Source organism: Alteraurantiacibacter lauratis (assembly GCF_037154155.1).
In the GTDB taxonomy this organism is placed as follows: Bacteria; Pseudomonadota; Alphaproteobacteria; order Sphingomonadales; family Sphingomonadaceae; genus Alteraurantiacibacter; species Alteraurantiacibacter lauratis.
In genome coordinates this window covers 13,753-38,029 of record NZ_JBANRN010000007.1, presented here as the reverse complement: position 1 = coordinate 38,029, position 24,277 = coordinate 13,753, and the positions used below count along the sequence as shown (strand labels likewise).

At 66.3% G+C, this 24,277-nt stretch carries 10 protein-coding genes; 4 read left to right on the top strand and 6 right to left on the bottom strand.

Annotation, left to right across the window (positions count from 1 at the left end):
* Positions 1–6 precede the first annotated feature (6 nt).
* From WFP39_RS08235 to WFP39_RS08220, 4 genes are all read right to left on the bottom strand, one after another.
* Entirely contained in the window at positions 7–3,066 is a 3,060-nt protein-coding gene (locus WFP39_RS08235; RefSeq protein WP_336918922.1) for a CHAT domain-containing protein, read from the bottom strand.
* A 1-nt stretch (position 3,067) separates the two neighbouring features.
* Positions 3,068–8,938: a beta strand repeat-containing protein gene (locus tag WFP39_RS08230; protein WP_336918921.1), complete on the bottom strand. Its 5,871-nt coding sequence runs from the start codon at positions 8,936–8,938 to the stop codon at positions 3,068–3,070.
* 1 nt (position 8,939) lies between these two features.
* Complete coding sequence (locus WFP39_RS08225; RefSeq protein ID WP_336918920.1) at positions 8,940–10,748, bottom strand: ShlB/FhaC/HecB family hemolysin secretion/activation protein; 1,809 nt, start codon at positions 10,746–10,748, stop codon at positions 8,940–8,942.
* 292 nt (positions 10,749–11,040) lie between these two features.
* Complete coding sequence (locus WFP39_RS08220; RefSeq protein WP_336918919.1) at positions 11,041–11,982, bottom strand: tetratricopeptide repeat protein; 942 nt, start codon at positions 11,980–11,982, stop codon at positions 11,041–11,043.
* Between the two features lie 118 nt (positions 11,983–12,100).
* Between WFP39_RS08220 and WFP39_RS08215 the strand changes: the two genes are divergently transcribed.
* From WFP39_RS08215 to WFP39_RS08200, 4 genes are read left to right on the top strand one after another with little or no spacing between them, the layout of a single operon-like run.
* Complete coding sequence (locus WFP39_RS08215) at positions 12,101–14,572, top strand: NAD(P)-binding domain-containing protein (protein WP_336918918.1); 2,472 nt, start codon at positions 12,101–12,103, stop codon at positions 14,570–14,572.
* Positions 14,572–15,444: a hypothetical protein gene (locus WFP39_RS08210; RefSeq protein WP_336918917.1), complete on the top strand. Its 873-nt coding sequence runs from the start codon at positions 14,572–14,574 to the stop codon at positions 15,442–15,444. The genes WFP39_RS08215 and WFP39_RS08210 overlap by 1 nt, the downstream gene beginning before the upstream one ends.
* Before the next feature lie 16 nt (positions 15,445–15,460).
* On the top strand, positions 15,461–17,242 hold the full coding sequence (locus WFP39_RS08205; protein ID WP_336918916.1) for a cytochrome c3 family protein: 1,782 nt from the start codon (positions 15,461–15,463) through the stop codon (positions 17,240–17,242).
* A gap of 55 nt (positions 17,243–17,297) precedes the next feature.
* Complete coding sequence (locus WFP39_RS08200; RefSeq protein ID WP_336918914.1) at positions 17,298–18,149, top strand: metallophosphoesterase; 852 nt, start codon at positions 17,298–17,300, stop codon at positions 18,147–18,149.
* Positions 18,150–18,194: 45 nt separating this feature from the next.
* Here WFP39_RS08200 and WFP39_RS08195 read toward each other — a convergent pair whose 3' ends face one another.
* Entirely contained in the window at positions 18,195–22,337 is a 4,143-nt protein-coding gene (locus WFP39_RS08195) for a hypothetical protein (RefSeq protein WP_336918912.1), read from the bottom strand.
* The gene (locus WFP39_RS08190) at positions 22,337–24,274 is read right to left on the bottom strand and encodes a hypothetical protein (RefSeq protein WP_377923402.1); all 1,938 of its coding nucleotides are present in this window, start codon (positions 24,272–24,274) and stop codon (positions 22,337–22,339) included. Before WFP39_RS08190 ends, WFP39_RS08195 begins: the two co-directional genes overlap by 1 nt.
* Positions 24,275–24,277 lie beyond the last annotated feature (3 nt).

Genomic DNA, 24,277 nt, shown 5'->3' with positions numbered 1-24,277 from the left:
CGGTCCTTACCGGCGCAGCGCGATCGCCCCGTCGCCCACCACGGCAAAGGCCGACCAGTAGAAGGGGTGCGAGGTGTCGGCATCGTCCATCAGGGCAAGTTGCGCCTGACGCAACGCTTCGCCAATCGACTGGCCCCGGTCTGCTTGAAAGAAGCCGCTAATCAGCCGCCCGGTTGCGTCGTAATCGTCGGGCACGGGCCAGTGGCTCGCCACCACATTGCGCCCGCCAGCCCCCACAAATGCGCGCACCAGGCCGTCCAGCGCAAAGTCGCCACCGGTCGTCACGCCGGCCTCGCGGCTGGCGGCAAGCCCGCCCACGCTGGCGGTGTTGCAGGCCGACAGGATGACCAGATCGGCATCGAGCGAGAGATCGAATATCTCCGCAAAGGACAGCAGCCCATCCGACTCCGCATCGCCAAAGCTGGTAAGCAGGGCAGGGCGCGGCGGACATTCGGGCTCAGGCGATGTGACAAGGCCGTGCGTGGCGAAATGCAGGATGCGGTACTGGTTGAGGTCGTCCATCCCCTTGAGCCGCGTATCGGTGAAATCGCCATCGGTCAGCAATACCACGCCCGCGCCGCCTGATCCCAGAATGGCGCTGGCCGCGCGCAATTCGTCGGCCTTCACCGGATTGCTCCAGGTCAGCGGCGACCAGACGCAGCGTTCATCGGCGATCCCGCTGCGCGTGCGGGGCGAAAACACTGCATATTCGGGCAGCGGCACATTCTGCCCCAGGCCCAGATATTCGCCCCGCGCCTCAGACCGGCGCGCGGCGCGCAGATCGCGGAATGATGCGGGAGAGACGGACGTGGTCACCTGCATGGCGCGGCCAAGCCAGGCGGTGCCGCGGTAATCATAGGGATCGGCATCGGGATCGGCGGTGCGCGCGGCATAGCGGTCCACGCTCGCATCATCCATCACCAGCAGGTTGATGGGCAGGCGCAGCAGGGCGCCATCGGGCTCGAAAATCAGGTGCTCCACCCCTGATAGCTGGCCCTGCACCGGGCCAAGCAACACGGTCGCCAATTGCCGCGCCACGCCCAGTTCAAACGGATAGGTGATCGTCTGCCCGCCTTCTTCGATCGCAATCGAATCGCGCAAGATGTCCACCATCTCCGCGATCCGGGCGGGTGAGGCATCGAGGCGATAGGCCGTGGCGCTGATGCGGTCGGCATAGACGGCATAGGCCGCGTCATCGAGCATCACCAGCTTGAGATAGGCTTCGCCGTCCCGCAGCGTTGCCTGCAATTCGCCCAGCGCAATCCGCCCGCTGCTGACCGCGCGATAGCGGGGATAGGCGGCCAGCTGCTGTTGCACTTCGAGTTGCCGCAGGCGCAGCAGGTCGAGTTCCTCCCGCATGGGCAGCAGCGCGGCGGCGAGCGATGCGTCCTGCTCGGCCTGGCTTTCGGCTCTCAACACCTCGATCCGCTTCATTTCAATCGCGCGGCCAAGGTTGATCGATTGGCGGAACAATTGCGCGGCCTCGTCGCTGCCGCCCGACAATTCCCGCGCCAGCACCGCCTGCGTCTGGGCAAGGCCGGGGCGCAGCATCAATTGGCTGGCGGCGAACATATCCTCGGCTGCTTCGAGCGGGTTGGCTTGCGGTTCGGCCAGCAGGGCGAACCAGGGCGCGAGGTGGCGACGCAGAGCGGGGGTGTGGGCATCGTCCCCGGCGTCAGCCACCAGTTGACGGAACAGGGCAACTGCCTCGGAGCGCCGCCCGCTGCGCGCATACAGGCCTGCAAGTTGCGCCGTGGCGCTCGCCAGCGCGGGCGAGCCGGGGTAGGTGGTGGCCAACAAGGCGATGGCCTGCCGGTGCAGACTTTCGGCCTGACCGGTTTCGCCGCGTGCCTCGGCCAGCGTGCCCAGATCGCCCAGGATCTGTGCGCGCAGCCACAGCACGGTCACCACGCGAGCTTCGCGCACCGCGGTGATATCGGCATAGGCTCGGCGCAGCAGATCGTCGGCCTCGCCAGGCCGGCCCAGCAAGCGCTGCGCCGTTCCGCGCAGATAGGTCGCTTGCCCGTCAAGCAGTTGGAGCCGTTCGGCCAGCGTCAGCACCGCGCCGGCCCCAGCAACCGGATTGCCGCCTTCGGAGGAGAGTCGCTGGGCCATAACGGTGTCGATCTGCAATTGCAGCGTGGCTTCCATGCTGTCGACAAGCTGCGGCAAAGGCGCGTCCAGCACCGCCAGCGCTTCGGCGGGCTCGGCGCGGTTGAGCGCGTCAAGGCTGCGGAAATTGCGCGCCAGCCGCGCCAACAGCGGGTTGCCCGCGGCATCATCGGCGGCCTTGGCGAACAGGTTGCGCGCTTCGGCAAAATTGCCAAGGTTCGATTGCTGCAAGGCGGCGTTCAGCAGCGCTTCTGTCGCGTTCTGTCCCGGCAGGTTGGTGGCCGATACGCCGAAGAACTCCGCCGCCTCGGCAAACAGCCCGGCATTGGAACGGCGATAGGCTTCGCTCAGTGCAATCTCGGACGAAATCGCCTCGGCCTGCGCGCGGGCAAAGGCCTGTGCGTCGCCGGCCTGCGTCAGCGGCACATTGACAGCGCCGTCAACCAGCCGATCGCCCGCGAGTGTAGCCAGCCCCAGCCGCAGCGCATCGGCATAAACCGCGAGGCCAGCAGCGGCAAAGGTGCGCCCGCCGCGCGTTCCGGCGAGGATCAACCGCTCGACCGCCTTGCCCGGCGAGGAGCAGAGCTGTGCGGTCACATTGTTCAGCCCGCCGCCGATTTGCCCCACAGGGGCAGCACGGCAGGTGGCGTCGGCGCCCGCCAGTCGGGCAAGCGCCGCTGGCGGCGTTTCACCGCCCACAACCTCCATCTCGCCCACCGAAGCTGCGGCGTCGCGGCAGACAATGCGGTAACGCCGGTCGAACATGCCCTCGCTGGGACGGGGCGACTGGATCTGCGCCTCGCACAACCCGTCCGATCCGATCGGAACGGAATCGCGCAGGCTGACCGATGGCGCCAGCGATTGCGCGGCGGAAGGCGGCGCGGGCAGCAGCAGTCCGAACGACGCACCAAGGGCGAGGGCAAGGCGCGCCAGCCTTGCGGCGGTATGGGCCATGTCAGTCCTCCTCATCCTCATCCGCGCCATCCGATCCGCCGAGCGCGGCATTGTCCCCGCCGCTGGTAACCGGATCATACACCAGCCCGCGATCGGACACGGGCGGCGGGGTTATACGATCCGGGAATTCGACGCCGAACCCTTCATCGCCGTCGGTCAGCCCGCCAACATCGGTGGGGAGAGGCGGCAGCTTGGTATAATCTTCGGTTGTCACCGGCAGATCCGGTTGTTCCCGCGGCGGCGGCGGCGGCGGCGGCGGCGGCGGCGGCGGCGGTGGTGGCGGCGGCGGTGGTGGTGGTGGTGGCGGAGGCGGAGGGGGCGGTGGGGGCGCACCGCATTGCCCGGTCACGATAATGCAGTCGTTATAGGTGGAATCGGCGGTGAAATTGGCTGCCAGATTGGTGCCGAAATCGGTATCGAAAAAGGCATCGTCATTGATGATCGGTCCGCCATTGGCATCCACCGCGCGGCCAAAGGCGATGGCCAGCATCGGCCCCGGCGTGGTGGCATCGGGATTGCGGATGATGCGCAGGCCGCCCGTATTCGTGGCAATGCCGTCAAATGTGCTGCCGGCGCCCGTGTTCTTCAGAAGGATCGCCGTTTCGCCCGTCAGCTGCATCTGGCCGGCGGAAAGATAGGTGCTCGCCGCGGTTTCGGCCGCGGCAAGAAGGCCGGGAATGGTCGGGTCGGCCGGGTCGGCCCGCAGTAGGGCGAGCAGGCTGTCATCGCCTGCAAGGATCGCGTCACCCGTAATGCCGAGGTTGCCGGCCAAACCTCCGTTGGCGTTGGTGACCGCGACCGAGCCGGTGGGCAGGGTGAGCGCCACCGTGCCATCGCTGAACAGGGTCAGCCGGTCATCCGCCCCGGCATTGGTATAGCGCAGGGCGCCGGTGACATTCAGGCTTTGCGGCCCTTCAATATAGACGAGGCCCAGCCGTGTCGCCTCGGTGCCCGACAGGGTGAGGTCGCGGATTTCCACATCGTCGCCGGTCGAATTGATCTGCGCGCCGTAGAAATAGAGTTCGGCCGTGTCGATCCGGTCGAATTCGTCCTGCAACAGGCTGAAACCGCCGCCTGCGGCCGTGCCGCCCAGTATGGCGGTGGCGCTCTGGTTGAGCGACGTGATGAACACCTGGTTTGCCTGCAGGCCCGCGCCTGCCGCGATGTCGAGATTGTCCGCGATCAGCGTGATCTCGCTGGCGATGACGCCTGCTGCGCCTGCGACCAGCGGCGAGCCGGTAAAGGTCAGCAACTGGCCGGAAGAGAACAGGAAGCTGGCATTGCCGTTCAACGGATCAGTCCCGCCGCGCACGACATTGCCTTGCCCCGTATTCACCAGCAGATCGCCCGGCGTATCGAGTTCCAGAGTGGTCGTCACGGTAACGGTGCCGCCGTCTGCCTGCATGCGTGATGCGGGTGCGGTGAGCAGGGCGGTGTCGACCACGCCGGATCGGGCGATCAGCGTATCGGTATCGAGGCTGCCTGCCAGCACATCGATCTGGAACGCGCCGCTGCTCCCCTCGATGCCGCCAATGGCCGTGGTGCCAAGGTCAATCGAACCCGCCTGCAGCGCCGGATCGCCGCCCGTCAGGCGCAGCGCGGCAAGGCCGGCAACGGTGAAATTGCCGGGCGCCCCTGATGCGGTAGAGGTGATCCGCAATTGTTCAAGATCGGCCGAAGCGCTTTCGGACAGCGTCACGAGGACATTGCCTGCCGTGGCGGTGCCGCCGGGCGTGGCACTGGGGTTGACCCCGGCCGCCGCATCCGATTCCGCATGGAGGAGACCGCCCGACACCTGCGTCCCGCCGCTGAAGGTGATGTTGACCGGCGCCGCCGTGGCGTTTCCGGCAAGGCTCACGCTGTTTCCGCCGTTCGCCTTGCTGGAAATGGTCAGGCTGCCCGGATCGTTCGCATCGCCGATCTGCAGTTGCGATGCGCCAACAAAGCTGGCGAGCACGGGTTCATTCGCCGCATTGCCGCCCGCGCCGCCAACCGCGCTTCCGCCGGTCGCTTCGCTGGAAAGCGAGCTGGCCCCGCGAAAAATGGCCGTGCCGTCATTGCCTTCCAGCCGTGCCGGGCCGCTGAGTGCGTTGCCGCCGGTGCCCGTGCCGCTGCCATCGCCGCCGGTCGCCTGGGAAAAGGCGCGGATCTGCAGATCGAGCGTGCCGCCGGTCAGCGCCGCCAGCCGCACCGTGCCCGACAGCGCGTTGCCGCCGGAAATATTGGCATTGGGATTGAGGCTGGATCCGCCCACGGCCTGTTCGAACAGCTCGATATTCTGCCCGGTGACGGTGCCGCCATTCTCCGCCACGATTTGCGCGGTGCCGCCGGAATTGAACGCGGTCGCCCCGCCGCTGCCTCCTGCCACGCTGGACCCGCCGCCAGATATCTGCACGCCAATGCGCGCGGGCCCGCCGCTGATAAAGCCTTGCGAGGGCAGGCTGATCGCGCCTTCATCAATCGCAAAGATGCTGATCCGGCCACCCGTTGCCGCGCCGCCAATGCCCGTGCCGCCAGTAGTAGTGCCGCCATTGGCGCTGGACAGGACGCTTGCCCGGTTGGCGATGCTGAGCTGCGATCCGGGACCTTCGGCGTTCAGCCGCACCACGCTGCCCGTGGCCGCGCCACCCGTGGCGCTGTTGCCGCTTCCGCCGCTGCCGCTGCCGCGCAGATCCAGCGCCGACAAGGTGATGGTGCCGCTGGTGGTGGCGATCAGATCAACCGCGCCCCCCAGCCCCTGCCCGCCGCTGAAGCCGGGAAGCCCGGCGTCGCCGCCAAGGCCGCTTGTTTCCAGCGTGGTCGTGCCGGTCAGCACGGTGAGCGTGGCGCTGTCGACCAGCAGGTTCAGCGCCCCGCCGATCCCGGCCCCGCCATTGCCGCCCAGGCCTGTGCCGCCTTGCCCGGTGGAACGCAGCGTGAGATCGCCAGCGATGTTGAGTTCGCCGCCATCGCTCGCATCGATTACTGCCGCGCCGCCGCGCGCCAGCCCGCCCGCGCCGCCAAGGCCCGTGCCACCCTCGGCAAGGCTGGTAAGCGCAAGCTGGCCAAGCTCTATCGTGCCCTGCGTGCCCACCTCGATCCGGCTCGCCGTGCCATTTGCCCCGCCGCCGGTGATGCCATCGCCCCCGGCTGCGATCGATGTAATGTCCACAAGTCCGCCAGCTATCGTGCCGAACTGCGCCAGAAAATCGCTGCGGCCGCTAATGCCTTCGCCGCCTGCGCCGCGCAGCGACGGGTCGCTGGTGCCGCCTTGTCCGCCCGTGCCGCTGAGCGTTGCAAGCAGTTCGCTGCCCAGATCGATGCTGCCCTGCGTCGCGGGCGGCCCACCAAAGCCCTGAATCGCCGAGATGCTGACAAGCCCGCCGCGCCCCACACCGCCGACGCCGCCAGCAATATTCCCTTCGCCAAAGCCGCCCGCACCGCCGGTGCCGTTCGCGGTGATGGCGACCGATCCGAGCGTGATGGAGGCGCCATCCGCTTCCGCCATCGCGTAAAAGCCTCCGGGGCTGTCTAGGAATTCGAGCGGGGTAAGCGGTGCGCCGCCTCCGAAGCCCGCGCCGCCCGCGCCGGCATCCGCCACGCTTTCAAGGCCACGCCCGCCGAGCCCGCCTGTGCCGCTGAGCTGTGCGTTCAGCGCGCCATTGATCGCGATTGTCCCCGATCCGCCTGCCGTGCGCAATGCGTCAAGCCGCACTTCACCGCCGCGCCCGATCCCGCCTTCGCCGCCCAGGCCCAGATTGGCAGCGCCGCCCAGCCCCAGCGCGGTCACGACCACATTTCCGTCCAGCGAAATGCGGCCACTTTCGGCAGTCATCACCAGGCCGCCGCCCGTGCCGAAACCACCGGAAAAGCCGTTGCCGCCGGTGCCGGTGGCTTGCAGATCGACATCGCCGGTTACGTCCACACTTCCCAGATCGGCCGTGAAAATGGACAGGCGCCCGCCCGATCCATCGGCACGATAGGGCTGGCCGGGCGGGGTGTTGCCAGTGGAGATGCCGCCTGCCCCGTCAAGTTGCACCAGCAGATCGCCGTCAATGCGGACACGGCCCGTGCTGCTGCTGGCCGTAATCCCGGCAAAGCCGCCAGCGCCTGATCCGCCAGATCCGTCCTGCGCGCCGCCTGCTCGCGCCACAGCGGTAATCTGCACATCGCCAGAGACGCTCAACACGCTGCCGCTCTGCGCACCGATCTGCACCAAACCGCCAAAGGCCTGCGTGCCGTCCTGTGCCGATGTATCGGGCGCGATGGCCGAGGCCGAAGCCTGCATACCTCCGTTGAGAGTCAGCGAGGCGTTGTCCGTTGCCAGCAGGCTGATCGTGCCGCCGTCGAAGAAGGGCGAGCCTGCCGTCGTGCCGGCCGAAGCGGTGGCATCGGCCTGAATGCGGGTCAGGCCGCCCACGGTGAAGGTGCCGTTCTGGCTAGCCAGGAGTGTCACATCGCCGCCCAGCGCATTGCCTTGCAGGCCGCTATCGGTATCGGCCCCGGAAATCGCGCGGGCATCGAGCGTCATGGCGCCGGTTATGGCAACGATGCCATCGGACAGCGCGCCTGCCTGCACGTCGCCGCCCTGCGAATCCGATGGAAAGGCAACCGCCAGCCGCCCGTAGCTGTGCGCCAGCACGCGCGCATCGCCGCCTACCTCGATATTGCCGCCGTCCGATGCGATCAGGCTGGCGCTCTCAATGCCATACAGGGTGAGATCGCCTGCAAACCGCGCCGTGGCATCGCTGGCCAGCACATTGGCCGCTGTAACCCCTGCTGCAGTCACGCGGCTGGTGGCGTCCACCCCTTCGATCTGGACAATGCCGCCGGGGATCGGCGGCGCGGATGGTCCGTTCAGATTGAGATTGTGGTCAAATTCATAATCGCTGCCCACCGTGCCGCCCGCCAGCGACCGGCCTGCCACATCGAAGCCGGCGGACAGGATGATGTCGCCGTCCTCCGCCGTGGCGATAACGGCGGGGGCAAACCCCAGATTGCCGCCGATCAGCAGGCTGACCGGATCGTTGAGGCCGCGCGCCACGACATAGATGATGTGGTTGTCGCCCACGGCCGAGGAAGCGGGGCCGGTAGTGCTGCCGAAATGCGCAATCGCATCACCGACCTCGGTGCCTACCTGCACGGCGATATCGAACAGGCCCGAACTGTGCGCCAGGCGCACTTCGTTTCCCGCCACATAGGCGGCCGATCCGTTGATGCTGGCGCTGCCAAAGGTTTCCACGCGCGGCGCGGCGACAACCAGATAGCTGGCTTCGGGTGCAGCGGTGATTTGCGCGCCATTGGCAATGGTAACCGATGTCGGATCGGCGCCGGGCAGGGTCAACACCATCGCATCGCCCGCAGTGACAAAGCCGCTGAAGGCCGAAATGTCGGGTGCAAGGCTGGTCAGCACCAGGCCCTGCACATCGAACACCGCCGACCCGCCGATCAGCAGGCCGGTGGGCGAATAGAACATCACGTGCCCGCCCGGAGAGGATGCGCCGGTCGCATCCTGAATGCGCGAAACAACAGTGCCGTTGATCTCGGCCACATTACCGCCGGGGCTGGGCAGAATGCGGTTGATGATGGCGAAACTGTCGGCCGGAAGATTGTTCTGGAAGATCGCTGTGCCGCCCACGGGCAGGAAAGGCAGCGCATTACCGAAATTGTCGGTGTCGGGCGTCCAGTCCACCACCGCGTCGAAACCGTCGATCGACAGGAAATCGAAATCGGGGACAGTGCGGTCGATCGTCACATTGCCCTGCACGACCGTTGGCGTAGCCTGAATCGCCTGCGCGGCTGCGGGGGAAGGGTGGGAAAGACTCGCGGCCGCCAGCGCCAGGGCGCAACTTGTTGCCAGCAGGCCGGATTTCCGGGAGAATGTGCGTCCCATGTCAGAACCTCCAGGGGGTAAGGCGGCTGGTGATCGAAATCAGCAGGCGGGCATCGCCGCGCGGCAGATTGCCGAGGCGCTGTGTGTCGGTGCGCCTGAGCGGAACGGCCAATGCCACATCGCCCTGAATGCCGCGGCCATAGGCAAAGCGCAGACCTGCCCCCGCCGAGGCCAGGCTATCCGGGTTGGCGGCGCGCTGGCTGGGGTCGCGGTCACGCAGGCTGGCCGCGTCAAGAAACACAAAAGGCTGCACCGAGACGCTGTTCACGCTGTCGGGCATCAAGGTGCCGTACCGCATTTCCATCCGTGCGGTGATGCCGGTATCGCCGGTGACCGAGGCCGGGTCATACCCGCGCCCCGCCGAAAAACTGCCCCCGGTCAGCTCCTCGAAAGCAGGGAGGGGGTCGCGCGTGAATTGCCCGGTCAGATCCATCGCAAGCGTGACCAGCGGCACGGGGCGGTATTCGGCGCGCAGGCTGGCGCGCGCCAGCAGCGGCGTGGGGTCCTGTTCGATGCGGGTGGGCACCTGATTTGCGGCGAGGCAGGCAGCCGGCGCGGTGCGGCAATCGCGGCTGGCGCCCAGAAGGCCCAGACCCTGGCGCACTTCGAGCCCCAGCGCGAGGCGCGCGCGCGGTTCGAACGCCGAATAGCCCAGCCGCCGCCCGATCGAGGCGGTATCGGTTTCCAGCCAGTCCAGCCGCGCCCAGGCGGTGCGCACCCGGTCGCGCGTCAGCTCAAAACCGTTCAGCCGCACATCCTGATCCACCAAATCCAGACCGGCCGATCCGCCAAGCGTTCGCGCCTGGCGGCGGATAAAGGGAAAGCTGGCATGGACACCGGTGAAAAAAGTTTCCGACTTCACATCAAAGCCGGGCAGGTTGGTGCCCGGATTGGTCCAGCCCAAGGTCACCTGCCCGCCCAGCGAGAAGCCTTCGGCGCCGATCAGGATATCATGCGCCAGTTGCAGCGTCTGCTGCTCGGAAAAATCGTGCGAGGAATAGGCCGAGACGCTTGTGCGGTCGCCAAGGCCGGTGATGCCAAAGAATTCGGCGTGCACCATTCCGCCAAACCGGCCCAGCGCGCGCGCGCCGTAATTCTGCACATTGATATCGACCGTATTGCCCCGGCGCAGCACGGCCACTTCGCCGATCAGGTCCCCCGGCTGGCCGCTTGCCGCCGGGCGCAACGCGAGGCGCACGTCAAGGCCCGGTATGTCGTCGGCCAGCAGCAGATAGCGTTCGGCGGCACGGGTGTTGAATACCGGCTGGCCCACCAGCTTTTGCAGATAACCCGCCAGCAGCCGTTCGGACGGGCCCGCCTCGCCGCGCACGCGCAGCGCAGTGAGCCGTCCCAGCACCACGCGGAATTGTGCTGCGCCGCCCGACAGGCGCTGTTCGGGTATCTCCACCGCCGCCAGATAGCCGGCATCGGCCAGTAATGTGCTGGCGCGGGCGCGGATATCGCACAGCACCGCGATGGGCAGGTCGCGGCCCAGATAAGGCGCGGCGGCGGCGGCAAGATCCACATCCGTGGCACCCTCGGCCCCGGCGAAACTCACCTGCGAGAGAGTGACGCGCAGATCGGCAAATTCCGGATTGTCGAGCGCGCAGGGGCTGCGTTCAAATCCGCCATCGACGCTCAGCATCGCGCGACCCCGCGTGTCGGTGATAGGCGCGGAAGGCACGAGTTCATCGCGTGTCGGTGGCGCTATCCGGGTCGGATCGGGCGTGATCTGCGCCGCGGCAGGCGCGCCGGACAAAGCCGCCAGCACCAGCAGTGATGCGCCTGCCGCGCGCTGTTTGAGCCGCACCGCGCAATCCGCGGACGGCAACCGAGAAAAGTTCCCAGAAATGCTCACTGTAACCTGTCCGTCCTTCCCCAGGGGTCGAAAGATCGGCCCCAGACGGCACCTGTTTACTGCAGGTGCAGCTACATCCGTGCGGGTGAGCACACGCGCCTGACGCCGAGCCATACGCCGTGGCACCCGCCACTTTTTATTACTTTACGACGACCCCACTTTTCATCACCTTATCACCACCCCGCCGCGCGGGATTATGCGCGCAACGCCGCCGGGAGGCAATGCCCTATCCCGGAATCATGCCCTATCCCGAAACCCGCACGCCGAGCGCGCTTGCCGCTTCGCGCAATTGGGACGCGGCAGCCGGATTGGCGGCCACGGCCCGCTCATAGGCCTGCCGCGCTTCGGCATCGCGGCCCAGCGTGCGATAACTGCGCATCAGCATGATCCAGCCATCGACGTTGGCTGGCTCCCGTTCCAGCCGTGCGGCAAGACGGGCGACCATGCCTTCGGCCATGTCTTGCTGCTCTGACGGGGGAATCGCGGAAGCGGCGGCTAGCTGTTCCTGCGTGGGGCCGGGTATGCCGGCGGGCGACACAGGCAGCGGCAGCGAGCCGCGCGCGGCGAGCGCCCGTTCCACCCGGTTGCCCAGATCGATCCCGTCCCGCTGCGCCACCTGGTTGATGGTGCGCACCAGATCGGTCTCCCAAGGCGCGCCGGGCGGCGTATCGGCCAACAGCGCCAGCCAGTCGGCAATCGCGCCCGTGTTGTCGCCTGCCAGATCCTTGGCCGTGGCGAGGAAATAGCGCGCCCGCGCATCGCCGGGGTCGATCGCCACGGCGCGGCGAAATGCTTCAAGCGCGGCCGGTGGCATGGGGTCGCGTGTGCTCGCCATCACCCGCGCCTCGCCCAAGGCCGACCACAGCACGGCACTTTCGGGCTCCAGCGCCACTGCCTTTTCATAGGCCGCTGCTGCCTCGGCAAACAGGTTCTGGTTGAAACTGGCAAAGGCCAGCCGCTGCCAGGCAACCGGGTCGTTGGCGGATGTTTGGGCCTGTCGCCGCAGTTCATCGAGCGATTGCGGCTGATCGGCGGGCTGGCCAGCCGCAGGCGGTGGTGCGGAATTGGTCTGCTCGATCAGACGCCAGCTAACCGCCCCGGCCAGCAGCGCTGTTGCCGCCAGCGCCAGCAGCGCACCCTTGCGCCAGCTTGTCTGTGTGCCGTGTGTGTCCGCACCCTTTGCCATCTGTGCCCATCTCCGCCCGGCCTGCCCGCGCAAGGGCCGCTGCAGCGCCACAATGCCTGTCCGGCCAAGGTTTTCAATGCGCTTTGTTTGAGGCATAGTGACCGACAGGGGGGCGGTAATGGTATCAGGTCCAGACCGTTTTGTGGTGGCAATCGTGGGATCGGGGCCGGCCGGGTTGAGCGCGGCTGCGCATGCGGCGCAGCTGGGCCTTGCCCATGTGCTGATCGAAAAGACCGATCACCTTTCGGATACGATCTACAAATACCAGAAGGGCAAACACGTGATGGCAACGCCATCCAACCTTGTCCTTCGTTCCGACCTCGATTTCGATGCGGGCAGCCGCGAGGCGATTCTGGCCACATGGGACCGTCAGATTGCGGATGGTGCAGTAAATGTCCGCTACAACGCTGAAGTTACCGCAATTACGGGCGAAAAGGGCGATTTCACGATCCTGCTCAAGGGTGGGGACGCCATCCGTGCGCAGAACGTGGTGCTCGCAATCGGTACGCAGGGCAATCCCAATTTGCTGCGCATTCCCGGTGGTGACTTGCCACTTGTCCAATATCAGCTCGACGATCCGGGCGAATATTTCGACGAGCATATCACCGTGGTGGGATCGGGCGATGCCGGGATCGAAAACGCACTGGGCCTTGCCGCCGATCCGGCGCAGCGCAATGTCGTCACCATCCTCAACCGTGGCACCGATTTCGCCCGTGCCAAGGGCGCCAATGTCAAATTACTGCAAGAGGCCGAGAACGAGGGCCGCGTGATCGTGATGCGCGAGACTTCGCCCGCCGAAGTGAGGCTTGGCGAGAACGGGGGAGAACTGGTGCTCGAAACGCGTGACGGGCAGCAGGTCATCGCTTGCGACCGCATCATCGCGCGCACCGGATCGCGCCCGCCGCGCGACTTTGTCGAGAAGATCGGCGTGGAGTTCGGCAGCGCCGACCCCGGCGCCTTCCCGGTTCTCAGCCCCACTTTCGAAACCACCAAGCCAGGCATTTTCGTGATTGGCGCGCTGGCGGGCTATCCGCTCATCAAGCATTGCATGAACCAGGGATTTGACGTGATCGAGTTCCTGAACGGCAATACCGGCCTCAAGCCCGCCGACCAGCCGATCCTCGAAGAAAAGTTCGCTCCATTACCGGGGCGCCGTTCGGTCGAGGAATGGTTGGACGTCATCGGCAGCAATGTTGCGATCTTTCAGGATATGTCGCCGCTGCAATTGCGCGAATTGCTGCTCGATTCGCAACCGCGCGCCTTTGCCGCGGGCGAGGTGGTGTTCACCCGGAACGAGCCGGGTTCCTCCATGTTTGCCATCGTCGAAGGTTCGGTGGTGGTGGAGGTGAACCCGGCCGACCCCTCTTTAACAGTGCCGATCGGGCAAGGCTCGATCTTTGGCGAAGTTGGTCTGATTTCGGGCCGCCCGCGTGGGTCCACCGTGCGCGCGGCAGAGCCTCTGGTGGTGGTGGAACTGTCGCGCACCGCCGCGCTCAAGCTGATTGCCACGGTGCCTTCTGCTGCGCGCGCGGTGAACCGCATCGCGCTGGAACGGCAATTGCTGCAGATGTTCGGTTCGGGCCTCACCCCCAACGATGTCGCCCCGCTGGTGGAGGCGGCCGAAGTGATGGAAGTGCGCGCGGGGCAAAAGGTGATCTCCGAAGGCGGGGACGACCGCGACATCTATGTCATCCGGCGCGGTTCGATGGTGGTGGAGAAGGATATCGGCGGCAAACCGATCTTCCTCTCCTATCTGCCGGCAGGCAGCTATTTCGGGGAAATGGCGGTGATCGACGGATCGCGCCGCACTGCCACGGTGAAAGCCGCGATCAAGAGCGAAGTGGTGCGCATCCCCGGCGACCTGTTCACTGCGCTGCTCGATGCAAGGCCCGCCCTGCGCCAGCGTGCATTGGCGGAGATGGCACACCGGCGCGAACTCAACGCCTTTGTCGAGGCGCGCAAGGAAAGCTTCGGTTCGGCTGCCGATCTCTATGCCGAAACCGCGCAATTCCTCGTCGATAACGGCATTGGCGAGGCGACCGATGTGCTTCTTATCGACGAAACGCTGTGCGTGGGATGCGACAATTGCGAGAAGGCCTGCGCCGACAGCCACGAGGGGCTGAGCCGGCTCGACCGCGAGGCAGGGCGTTCCTATGCCCACCTCCACGTGCCCACATCCTGCCGGCACTGCGAACATCCGCACTGCATGGCCGATTGCCCGCCCAACGCCATCCAGCGCGGGCCCGATGGCGAAGTTTTCATAGCTGATACCTGCATCGGCTGCGGCAATTGCCAGCGCAACTGCCCCTATGGCGTGATCCGCATGGATCCGGTGCCACCAAAGAAGCCGGGTCTGCTGGCGTGGATGCTGCTGGGGCTGGGGCCGGGGCCGGGCGAGGCAAGCTATTCCTGGCGCAAGAAAAAGGCTGCGAAACAAGGGCTGGAACAGACCAAACTGGCGGTGAAATGCGACATGTGTGCAGGGATAGATGGCGGCCCTGCCTGCGTGCGCGCCTGCCCCACCGGCGCGGCGATCCGCGTGTCGCCCGAAGGCTTCCTGTCGGTGACGCAGGAAGGGGGGCTGGACTGATGGCGAGCGCGGCGCAGGACAAAAGCCGTCCGGCCGACCGGCGGGGACTGCGCGAAAGCGATCACGAAGGGTTCCTGGCGCACAAGCGCATGCGCTGGCTCAAGGTGGCGGTCGTGCTTTCGCTGGTGGCGATCATTGCCTATGCGCTGGTGGATGTGACACCGCGCCACAACGGCGGGTCCTGGCTGGGCTACACGCTGGGCACAATCGGCGCGGTGCTGATCGTCTGGCTGGCGCTGCTGGGCATCCGCAAGCGGCGGATGAGCGCGGGGCGATGGTCGCTGAAGGCGTGGACATCGGCGCATGTCTATCTGGGGCTGTCGCTCGTGGTGATCGCCACCTTGCACACCGGGTTCCAGTTCGGCTGGAACGTCCACACGCTCGCCTATGCGCTGATGATGCTGGTGATTGCGTCCGGCATATGGGGCATTTCGGTCTATGCCACGCTGCCGGCCAAGCTGGCGGGCAACCGGCGCGAGATGACCAAGGGGCAGATGCTGGACGCGCTGGATGCTCTGGACCGGCAACTGGAAAGCGCCGCGCAGCCGCTGGGGCGCGCGCAGGCCGATCTCGTCATCGCCGCGCTGGCACAGGATCCCTTCGCCGGGGGCATCGCCGCACGCCTGACAGGCCGCTATCGTCGCTGCCGCACCCGTGCCGCGCTCGAAGGCCTGGCGATTGTGGGCGATGGGCAGGACATCGCAAAGGTGCTGAGCCTGCTGCGCCGGCGCGAGGCGCAATTGCAGCAGATTCGCCGGCATCTGCGGCTGCGCGCGATGCTGGAAATCTGGCTCTATTTCCATGTGCCGCTCACCATCGCGCTGCTCGGCGCGCTGACTGCGCATATCGTTTCCGTGTTCTATTACTGGTAAGGGGAAGGGGCGCGCCGTGGAACTGACGCTACGCAGCATCGCCTTCACCGCCGCGGGCCGCGAGATTGTGCGCACGCGCGAACTGTCCAGCGATACAATTACCGTGGGCCGTCATGCTGACAACACAATCCACCTGCCCGACCTTGCCGTGGAGCAGCACCATCTGCGCATCACCGCAACAGCTTCCGGTGCGCTGACGGTCGAGGCGGTGGGCACGCTGGGCTTCACGCTGGATGGTCGGCAGGTCGATGCGGCCAGCATCGATCCCGCGCGCGGGGGCGAACTGGGGGTTGGTTCGTACCGGCTGCAAATCGGGCTAGAGGGCGCACGGCTGGTCATCACCGTGCGCCAACAGGCCGATGATGACGGGGAGGGCAAGGATCGCCTGCGCGGTTTTGCGCTGGCCTCCGTCCTGCCGGGAAAGCGCGTTCTGTCCTGGGCCGGACTGCTGGCGGTGCTCGCGGTGTTCCTTGCCATCCCCATCAACTCGCATCTGACGCGCGAGCGGGTGGAACCGCAGGTCAATGTGCCGGGCACGGTGCGCATGGATGCGGCATGGATCACCGGTGCCCTGTCATCTGTCCACCACGGGCTGACCGACAATTGCGAATCCTGCCATGTCGAACCGTTTCAGGCGGTGCAGGATGCCGCCTGCCTCAGCTGTCATGAAGGGCTGGGCGATCACGCCGCGGCTGACCGCATGGCGCGGGGCCGCCCGCCCTTTGCCGGCAGCGAGGCGATTTTGTGGGACATTGCCCATGCTTTCGGCAAGCCCGGCCCCGGCGCTTGCACCGATTGCCATACCGAGCATGAGGGCGCTGGCCGGATGGAGCCGACACCCCAGGCCTTCTGCGCCGATTGCCACACCACGCTCGACACCCGGTTGACCGATACGCGGCTTGGCAATGCGCGCGATTTCACCGCGCTGCATCCGCAATTCAAGGTGGCAGTGCTGCCCGCGCCCGATGCGCCGCGGCCGGTGCGCGTCTCGCTCGCCAGCAATCCGACCGATCACAACGGTCTGCGCTTTCCGCACGATGTTCACCTCGACCCCACCAGCGGGGTGACGCAGATGGCGCGTCGGCTGGGCCGCGATGCGGGCTATGGCGAGGCGTTGCAATGCGCGACCTGCCACACGCCCACGGCAGACGGGGTGCGCTTCCTGCCGGTGAAGATGGAGGAGAATTGCGAGGCCTGCCACAGCCTCGTCTATGACCGGGTGGGCACCACTTTCCGCACGTTGCGCCACGGCAATATCGAACAGACCCAGGCCGATCTGATGGCCGCCGACCGCAGCCCGCGCCGACCGGTCACAACGGGTCGCCGCCGCCCCGGCGAATTTGCCGAAGGAGGCATATACTACAACAATTTCAGCCGCGTCATGCCTTCCATCCTGCGCGCCAATGTGATGAGCGAGGACGGGCTGTGCGGCGAATGCCATCTGCCCGGCAATGGCGCTGCTGGCACAGTCTCGGTCATGCCCGTCACCCAGCGCGATCGCTATATGCTGCACGGCTGGTTCAACCACCGCGCGCATGTGCAGGAGGATTGCACCACCTGCCACGCGGCGGACGCCTCGTCACAGGCCACCGATCTGCTGTTGCCCGATCTCGCCTCGTGCCAGGAATGCCACGGCGGCGAGGCCTCGCGCGTGGCTGAGGTGCCGTCGAGCTGCGCGATGTGCCATTCCTATCACGCGCCGTCCGCCACCAGTCGGCCGCCCAGCCGCTTGGCCGCCGGAATGTCGCGCCCGCCCGCGCCTTCGCTTGCCAGCGCGCTGGCCGGGTCGCGCCGCTGATGTGCCCCTTTTGCCCCAGAGGCCGGATTGCGGCCCTTAGCGGGAGAAAGCGCCCATGATCATCGCGCAGATGACCGACATCCATATTGGCTTTGACCGGGAGGCTCGGCCGGAGGAACTCAACCGGCAGCGATGCCGCGCCGTGCTTGCGCGGCTGGTCAAGCAGCCCAACACGCCCGACATGCTGGTGCTGAGCGGCGACATAACCGACCGGGGGGATGCCGAGAGCTTTGCCCGCACGGCCGAATTGCTGAACGATCTGCCCTTTCCGGTGCATGTGATGGTGGGCAATCACGACAGCCGCGATGGGCTGCTGGCGGCATTTCCGCACACGCTGCGGGGGGAGGACGGCTTCCTTCACACCGCTTTCGTGCAAGACGGCCTGCTGGTGGTGCTGCTCGACACGTTGGAGCCGGGGCGGCATGGCGGGGCGTTTTGCGCCGCGCGGCGCGATTGGCTGCGCGGCGTGCTGGAGGCCAACCGCGCCACGCCCACGGTAATCTTCATGCATCATCCGCCGGTCGTCTCCGGCATAGAGTGGATGGACCCCCGGCCGGACGAGGCGTGGATTGTGAACCTCGCCGCCGCTCTGGACGGCATGGATCAGGTGCAGGCGATCCATTGCGGCCATCTGCACCGGCAATTGGCAGCGAGCTTCTGCGGTATTCCGGTCAGCGTGACGCCATCGGTCGCGCCGCTGGTGTCGCTCGACCTGCGCCCCATTTCATCCGCAGTCCCCGATGCCCGTGCGCTGATCACCACCGAACCGCCTGCTTACGCTCTGCACCACTGGGATGGCACGCGGCTGGTGACGCATTACGAGACGGTGGGCGACTGGCAGGTGCTCGCCTATTACGGCCCGCATTTGCAACCGATGATCCGGGAGATGGAGCGGGAGCGGGGGTAGGGGACAGGGGTGGAGGCAGGGCGGCCGCATCCCACGGCCGGGAACTTACCGCCCCGCCAATCTCGGCCCCGCGCCCGGCACCCAGGCGGTCATGTCCACCTCGTCGCTCACGCGCCACGGTATGCCGGCGGAATTGAGGAAGAAGTCCTCCATCTCAGCCCGCGTGAAGGGGCGTGAACCCAGCCGCCCGAATACTGCGATCTGGCCGCCAGTCTCGTCCACTGCGCGGTCGCGGTCCAGCCCCTTGGACATGGCGAGCGCGGGGCTGGGCGTGCGCGCCCATGCCACCAGTTCGGGCACGGGGGCGGGGGAGAAGCCGTAGAAATTGGGCTGGCTGTCGGGGCTGGTCAATTGGAGCACTTTCATCCCGTTCACCCCGTCCGCGACATAGGCGAACAGGCTGGCATTGGTGCTGGCCACGATCACATCCTCGACATCGTTCATCGTGCCGCCCAGCGTTTCCATGCGGTAGATCGCGGGCGCCAGCGGGCGGGTGATGTTGATGATCGCCAGCCCCTGATGCTTCGCCGCGACATAGGCGTAAGTGCGCGCCAGATAGATGCGCCGCGCGTCCTGCAGCGGCACGAAGCCTTCGGGGCGCTCCACCGGATCGCGCAGATTGGTGACATCGAACAGCTTCACGCCGTCGGCATCGCTCACCCACAGGTACCGGAATTGGATCGCGCTCGCCCGCGCATCGCGCAAGGGGCGCACGGCGGCAAGGCGCGGGGCATCGGGATTGGCAAGGTCCACTACCACCAGCCCGGCATCGGCGGTGATATAGGCAATCTCGCCCGCCAGAGTGATGTGCCGCGCGCCCGTCAGCACGCCATCGGGGTTCCACGCGCGGCTGCCATTGGCAAAGCGGTGGCGGGTGATATGGTTGTTGCGGAACTCGCCATCGGCAAAGGTATCGACATTGACGAGGATGAGCCCCTCCACCGCATCGGTCACCACGGCATAGGAATAGATCGGCAGGAACGGCTGTTCCTGGTTCATCTCGCGCATCTGCGGCGTGTTGCGGGTGGGGGCGATGGCCTGCATCGTGGGCAGCGCCATGCAGGTGGCGTTGCGGCTGGCGACATGGGCATCTTGGCCCAGGCTGCTGAAGGGGGCGGTCAGCACCCTTTCGGATACGCCCTTGTTGGCGACAGAAGCGATGTCGTAAACACGCAATCCCCCGCGCCCTTCGGCCACGAACATGTATTCGCCGCGCATCTGCAAACAGCGCACGGCATCGCGCGTGCCTTCGTGCACGTTGAAGAATTCCTCCATCGGGCGCGTTTCGCCGGAAAGCCCGTCGCTGAAGGTCGGGCCGCGCACCCAGTTCTTCAGCTCGCGCCCGTTGCCTTCCACATGCATGCGCCAGTAATCGGGATAGGCGTAGCGGTGGAGGTAGGAGCCGATCACCGCCTGCGGTTCGTCCCATTCGGTCACGCGGGTGGCCTGAAAACCGCGCTCCAGCCCGGTCCAGGCGTTAAGGCCCACAAAGTTCACGTAATTGGTGCCCAGCAGCAGGAGCTGCGCCATGATCGCGTTGTTGTCCTCTTCCTCGGACAGGTGGCAATCGGTGCAGGTCTTGGTCTCGGTCAGCCGCACGGTGTGCGGAAAGTGCGGGGCAAAGGCTTGGCTCGAAAAGCCGATCGAGCTGATCGGCGGCTGCTGGATATAAATCCGCTCGCGGTTGATATTGGTGGAAGACAGCACCAGCGCGGATGACGAGCGCACGGGCGCAATCTGGTTGCCCTTGGTGGTCTGGTGAATGCCCAGCTGGAACATCTCATCGCGCGCGACCTGCGGGTTGTAGGTGGCAAAATTGCGCGTGGTTTCCCCTTCATAGCGGTGCAGCGGGGTGGACCAGTTGGCTTCAATGGGCAGGTGGCAGCCGCCGCAACTGGTGGTCCACGACAGGTGGCAGGTGAAGCACGCCATTTCCTCCTCGCCATGCGCACGGTCTTCGCGGGGCACGCCAGGGCCGAATTCGAAGCGCCCGGTATCCGCGCCGCTGCGGCTCATCAGCTTGGCGCGGGCCGACTTGCCGTTGAAGGAAGGGCTTTCCGGATCGACGCTATCGCGCACCAGGCTCACCTGCCATTCAAGCGAAGGGTCGACCAGCGAGCGCTGGATCAGCATTTGCCGCCCGTTCGGCCCGTTCACCCATTCAAAGCGGCGGCGGCCATCGGGGTTGCGCAGCAACGACAGGTCATGCCCGCCGGGCGGGGCAGCAGGGCCGCTGGTGCGCAGGGTGGGATAGGCATCGGCGGTGCCGTGGCAATCCTTGCAGCCGATCTCTATCGCATTGGCGACTTCGCCATAGATCAGGCCGTTGCCGTGGCTGTCCTGCGCGAAATGGCAATCGGCGCATTGCATCCCATTTTCCGCGTGGATGTCCATCAGGTGCACGGTCCTGCCCGGATTGACCCCGGCGGGCACGAACTGCCCCTCGCCTTCGCGCCGCCAGCGTTCGGGATCGTCGGGCGCCACGCGGTTGCCATCGGCATCGAGCAGGTGCCCTTCGCGGTCGCGTTTAAAGATCGCGCGGAAGTTCCAGCCGTGGCCGTGGTAATCGCCAAACTGGGTGTGTTCGAGAAGCGGGTTGAGGTCATAGACATTGCGCAGGAAATCAATGTCGCCCCACAGCCCGCGCGGCGCGGCGCCTTCGGGGTTGCGATCATTGATGGCGCGCACTTCGGCCGCAGTGGGATAGCGCTGCGTCAGGTAACGCGCGGCGTAATCGGCATCGCTCATTCCTTCGGGGCGCGGCGTGCGGTTTTCCGGGCCGGGCCACATGAAGGGGGCATCCGCCTCGTAATCCCACATCGTGTAGCCGAGATAGGAATTGAGGAAGATATTGGGCTGGTGCATGTGGCAATTCATGCACTGCGCGGTGGGAATGGCGCGGGTAAAGACATGGCGCAGCGGGTGGCCGCGCTCCCGCTCTCCGGTGGCAACTTCGTGGCCCTTGCCGTCATCCTCGCCGAGATGGCTGCCGCCCGGCTGGATCAGCGCGCCGTGGCCGTCGCCGTGATTTTCGCGCATCTGCCGGTTGATCGTGGGGTCGACTGTCACCGTCTGCCCGTCGCGCCCATATTGCGCATAGACCAGCGAATGGCGCGGCTCGCGGTCATTGGCATAGACCACGTGGCAGCTCGCGCAGCCCGAATGACGGTAATCACCCGGCTGGTCGTTCGTGCCCATGAACCAGGTGAAGGGATCGTTGAGGCGCGTCTTGTGGATGTTGAGCACGGGTATCGCCGCCCGCAAGCCTGTTCCGGGACCGCGGTTGCTCTGTTTAAGGTCGGGCCTGCCCGGCTCCTCCAGTCGCTGGATCAGGCCGGTGGGGTTGGGCAGGCCGATTTCGGGAAACTGGCTGGCAATGTTGCGCCCGCCGCGTTCGAACACGCGGAACACGTCGCCCGGCGGGACCACGTGCCAGGTAGGCAGCGGATAGAGCGCCGCCAGCGCGCCGCGCGCCGCCTGTTCGGGCGTCACCGTGCCGGGAGGGTCACCGGGCGAGAGCACCTGCGCCGCCTGCCCCTCGCGCGTATAGGCTTCGCCCAGCACGTAATTCTTGAACGGCAGGATGCCGTTGTTGTAGCTCGCCCCGCCCCACAGCATGGCCCCGCTCGCCATCAGGCTGCGTTCGGCCGCCTCGATCACCGGCATATGGCACGCCCCGCACGCCTCGCGCGCCACGCGGTAATCGCTGGGGTTCACGAAGCGCAGGAATTCCGGGCTTTCCCGGTTGAGCAGCGAATAGGACCGCTCCGGATTGGCGGAGGAAGGGAAGTGCCAGCTTTCCGGCAGGGTCGGCAGCACATGGGCCGCATCGCGCGCGACGATATAATCGGGATGGTCAAAGGATAGGTTCGGATTGCCGCGCACGCTGGCATTGCCGCCGTGGCAGTCGACGCAGCCCAGCACCACCGCATCGCTGGTGTGCATCGATGGGGCATCGGTCTGGACATGGCAGGAATAGCAGCCATCAGACTTGGCCATCGCTTCCAGCATGGTCTGGTTCTGCGGTGCGGGTGCAGCGCGCACGAGCGAGTAATCGCGCGGGATCGGCGTTTCGCTGGGGCCCGCGGCGCGGCTTTGCGGGCCTGCCACAAACGCGACCGCCGCCAGAGCGAGGCTGGCGGCCAAGGCAAGCTGGCGGGGGGCGATATGGCGAGCAGACATAGGCATCAGTAGGTCAGCGTCACATTGGCCAGCACCGAGAGATAGGCGCGGGAATTGTCGGTCGTGTCGAACAGGTCGCGAAAGCCGTTCCCCGCCACCAGCGCAGCGGCGCTTAACCGGCCCACGATGTTCTGGTTGGCGCGCGGCCGCCATATGGCTGCCGCGGACAGGTCATAACCAATGTCGCGCGGGATACTGCCTTCCACCCGCAAGGCCTGCAGCGTGGCGGTGTTTTCAAACCACAAATGGTTGGCATTGGTAGACAGGCGCAGTTCGGGCGTGAGGTCGAAATCCGCGCCGAGCCCCAGCAGGATCAGGCCCGGATTGTTGAAGTTCGATTGCCCCTGTTCTTTGGAGGAACGCAGCGAATTGAGGATGCCGTTGCGCCCGTTCAGGCTGACCGCGCGCCCGCCACCGGCAAAGGGGATGGTCTGCCGGATCCAGTAGGATGTGTCGGCGCCTGCAAAGACAGGGTTTTCGAAAATCGCGTCATAGCCGGTTTCGGTGTCGTCAAACGGATCGCCATCGCCGCTGGCCCATGCGCCCGACAGGCGAAAGCGCATCCAGTCCTTGTCGTAACTGAGTTCAGCCGCAGCAAAGAAGGCGCGAATATCTGCGGGGCGATCGGTGAAGAAGCTGTTCCGGTCCTCGCCCAAGGCGGCATAGGCGCTGGCAGTCAGATTGACGCGGCCAATGCGCCCATCGGCATTGTAGCCGAGGTAAACCACATCGTAATCGCGCCCGCGCAAGCTGCCCAGCAAAGCGGGGCGCACGGGAAAGCCGTTGTCGTCCACCTCCACATTGTCGCCCTCGCGGTTGCGGTTGTAGGCGATCGTGATCTGGCTGGTGAGCGCGGGGATCAGGAAATCCTGCCGGTAGACATTGGCAAACAGCACCAGATCATCGCGCGGGCGCTGAACGATGGAATTGAGGCCCGAATTGGTGTCCTTTTCCAGCCGCACAAAGCCCGCCAGGTTGAATTGGAAGCGGTTGTTGTCGCGGTTGCCGAACAGGCGCACGCCCAGCTGGTTGTCGTTGAACAGGAAGCCGCGGAAATCGGCCTGAAACGGCTGGATGCCCGCGCGGATCGAGATGAAATCGAACCTCTCGGTATCGAACTGGGAGAAGTGGTAATCGACGAATGCTTCCTGCACGCCGAGGAAATGGTCGGTGCGGTGGCTGGGCTTGCTGGGTTCGACAAACAGCACGCGCCGCTCCGGCACGTCGACATGGTTGATGTTGTAGGCCAGCGTCAGGCGGTACTCGACCGAAGGCGGGGCATAGGCGGTCGACCCTTTGAGCAGCGCGAAGCCCGCGATGAAAGTTTGCGATAGGACAGTGGAAAAGGGCCGCCCGAACACGTCGAGGCTGCCGGGCCGTTCGGTCGTCTGCACGCCCACGGGGATGGGGAAGGTGCGCGGTTCCACCACCGTATCGGACACGGCGTTGGCGATGAAGAACCAGCTGTCCGGCTTCAGGCCCAGAAAGCGCGGGGTAAGGCAGCGCGCGCTGCCATATGGCGGTTCCTCGCCCACCGCAGCGGCCGCATCGCGCAGCGCTTGCCGGTGCGCGCGTTCCTCGTCCGAATTGGTGCAGATCGGGCGGTCGCCCTTGTAGGTGTTCTGGTGATAGGGATCGAGCGGGTTTTCCACTACCAGGCCCAGATTTTCGATCAGCCGCCAGCGATCGGGAATGGCGATCTGATCGGTGGGGAAGGCCGAAGGCGGCGGCGCGCGCACCGCGCCGGGGTTCACCTGTTCTATCCTTTCGGGCAGCGGCGCGACAAAGCCGGGCCGGGTGCGCCCCTCCAGAATGGCCGGATCGACCGGGCCGGGCGGCGGTTCGACCGCGGTGCCTAGCCCGCCCGCGGGGCGCTCCTGCGCCGCTTCGGGCACGGTTTCCGGCGCGGGCGGCGCATCATCGGGCTGCGCTGCCAAGGCCATCAA

What these genes read in the sequence shown, in the direction of transcription:
- WFP39_RS08195 (WP_336918912.1), bottom strand. Translation starts at nt 22,337, where the DNA reads ATGCCTATGTCTGCTCGCCATATCGCCCCCCGCCAGCTTGCCTTGGCC.
- WFP39_RS08235 (WP_336918922.1), bottom strand. Translation starts at nt 3,066, where the DNA reads ATGGCCCATACCGCCGCAAGGCTGGCGCGCCTTGCCCTCGCCCTTGGT.
- WFP39_RS08215 (WP_336918918.1), top strand. Translation starts at nt 12,101, where the DNA reads ATGGTATCAGGTCCAGACCGTTTTGTGGTGGCAATCGTGGGATCGGGG.
- WFP39_RS08200 (WP_336918914.1), top strand. Translation starts at nt 17,298, where the DNA reads ATGATCATCGCGCAGATGACCGACATCCATATTGGCTTTGACCGGGAG.
- WFP39_RS08230 (WP_336918921.1), bottom strand. Translation starts at nt 8,938, where the DNA reads ATGGGACGCACATTCTCCCGGAAATCCGGCCTGCTGGCAACAAGTTGC.
- WFP39_RS08190 (WP_377923402.1), bottom strand. Translation starts at nt 24,274, where the DNA reads ATGGCCTTGGCAGCGCAGCCCGATGATGCGCCGCCCGCGCCGGAAACC.
- WFP39_RS08210 (WP_336918917.1), top strand. Translation starts at nt 14,572, where the DNA reads ATGGCGAGCGCGGCGCAGGACAAAAGCCGTCCGGCCGACCGGCGGGGA.
- WFP39_RS08220 (WP_336918919.1), bottom strand. Translation starts at nt 11,982, where the DNA reads ATGGCAAAGGGTGCGGACACACACGGCACACAGACAAGCTGGCGCAAG.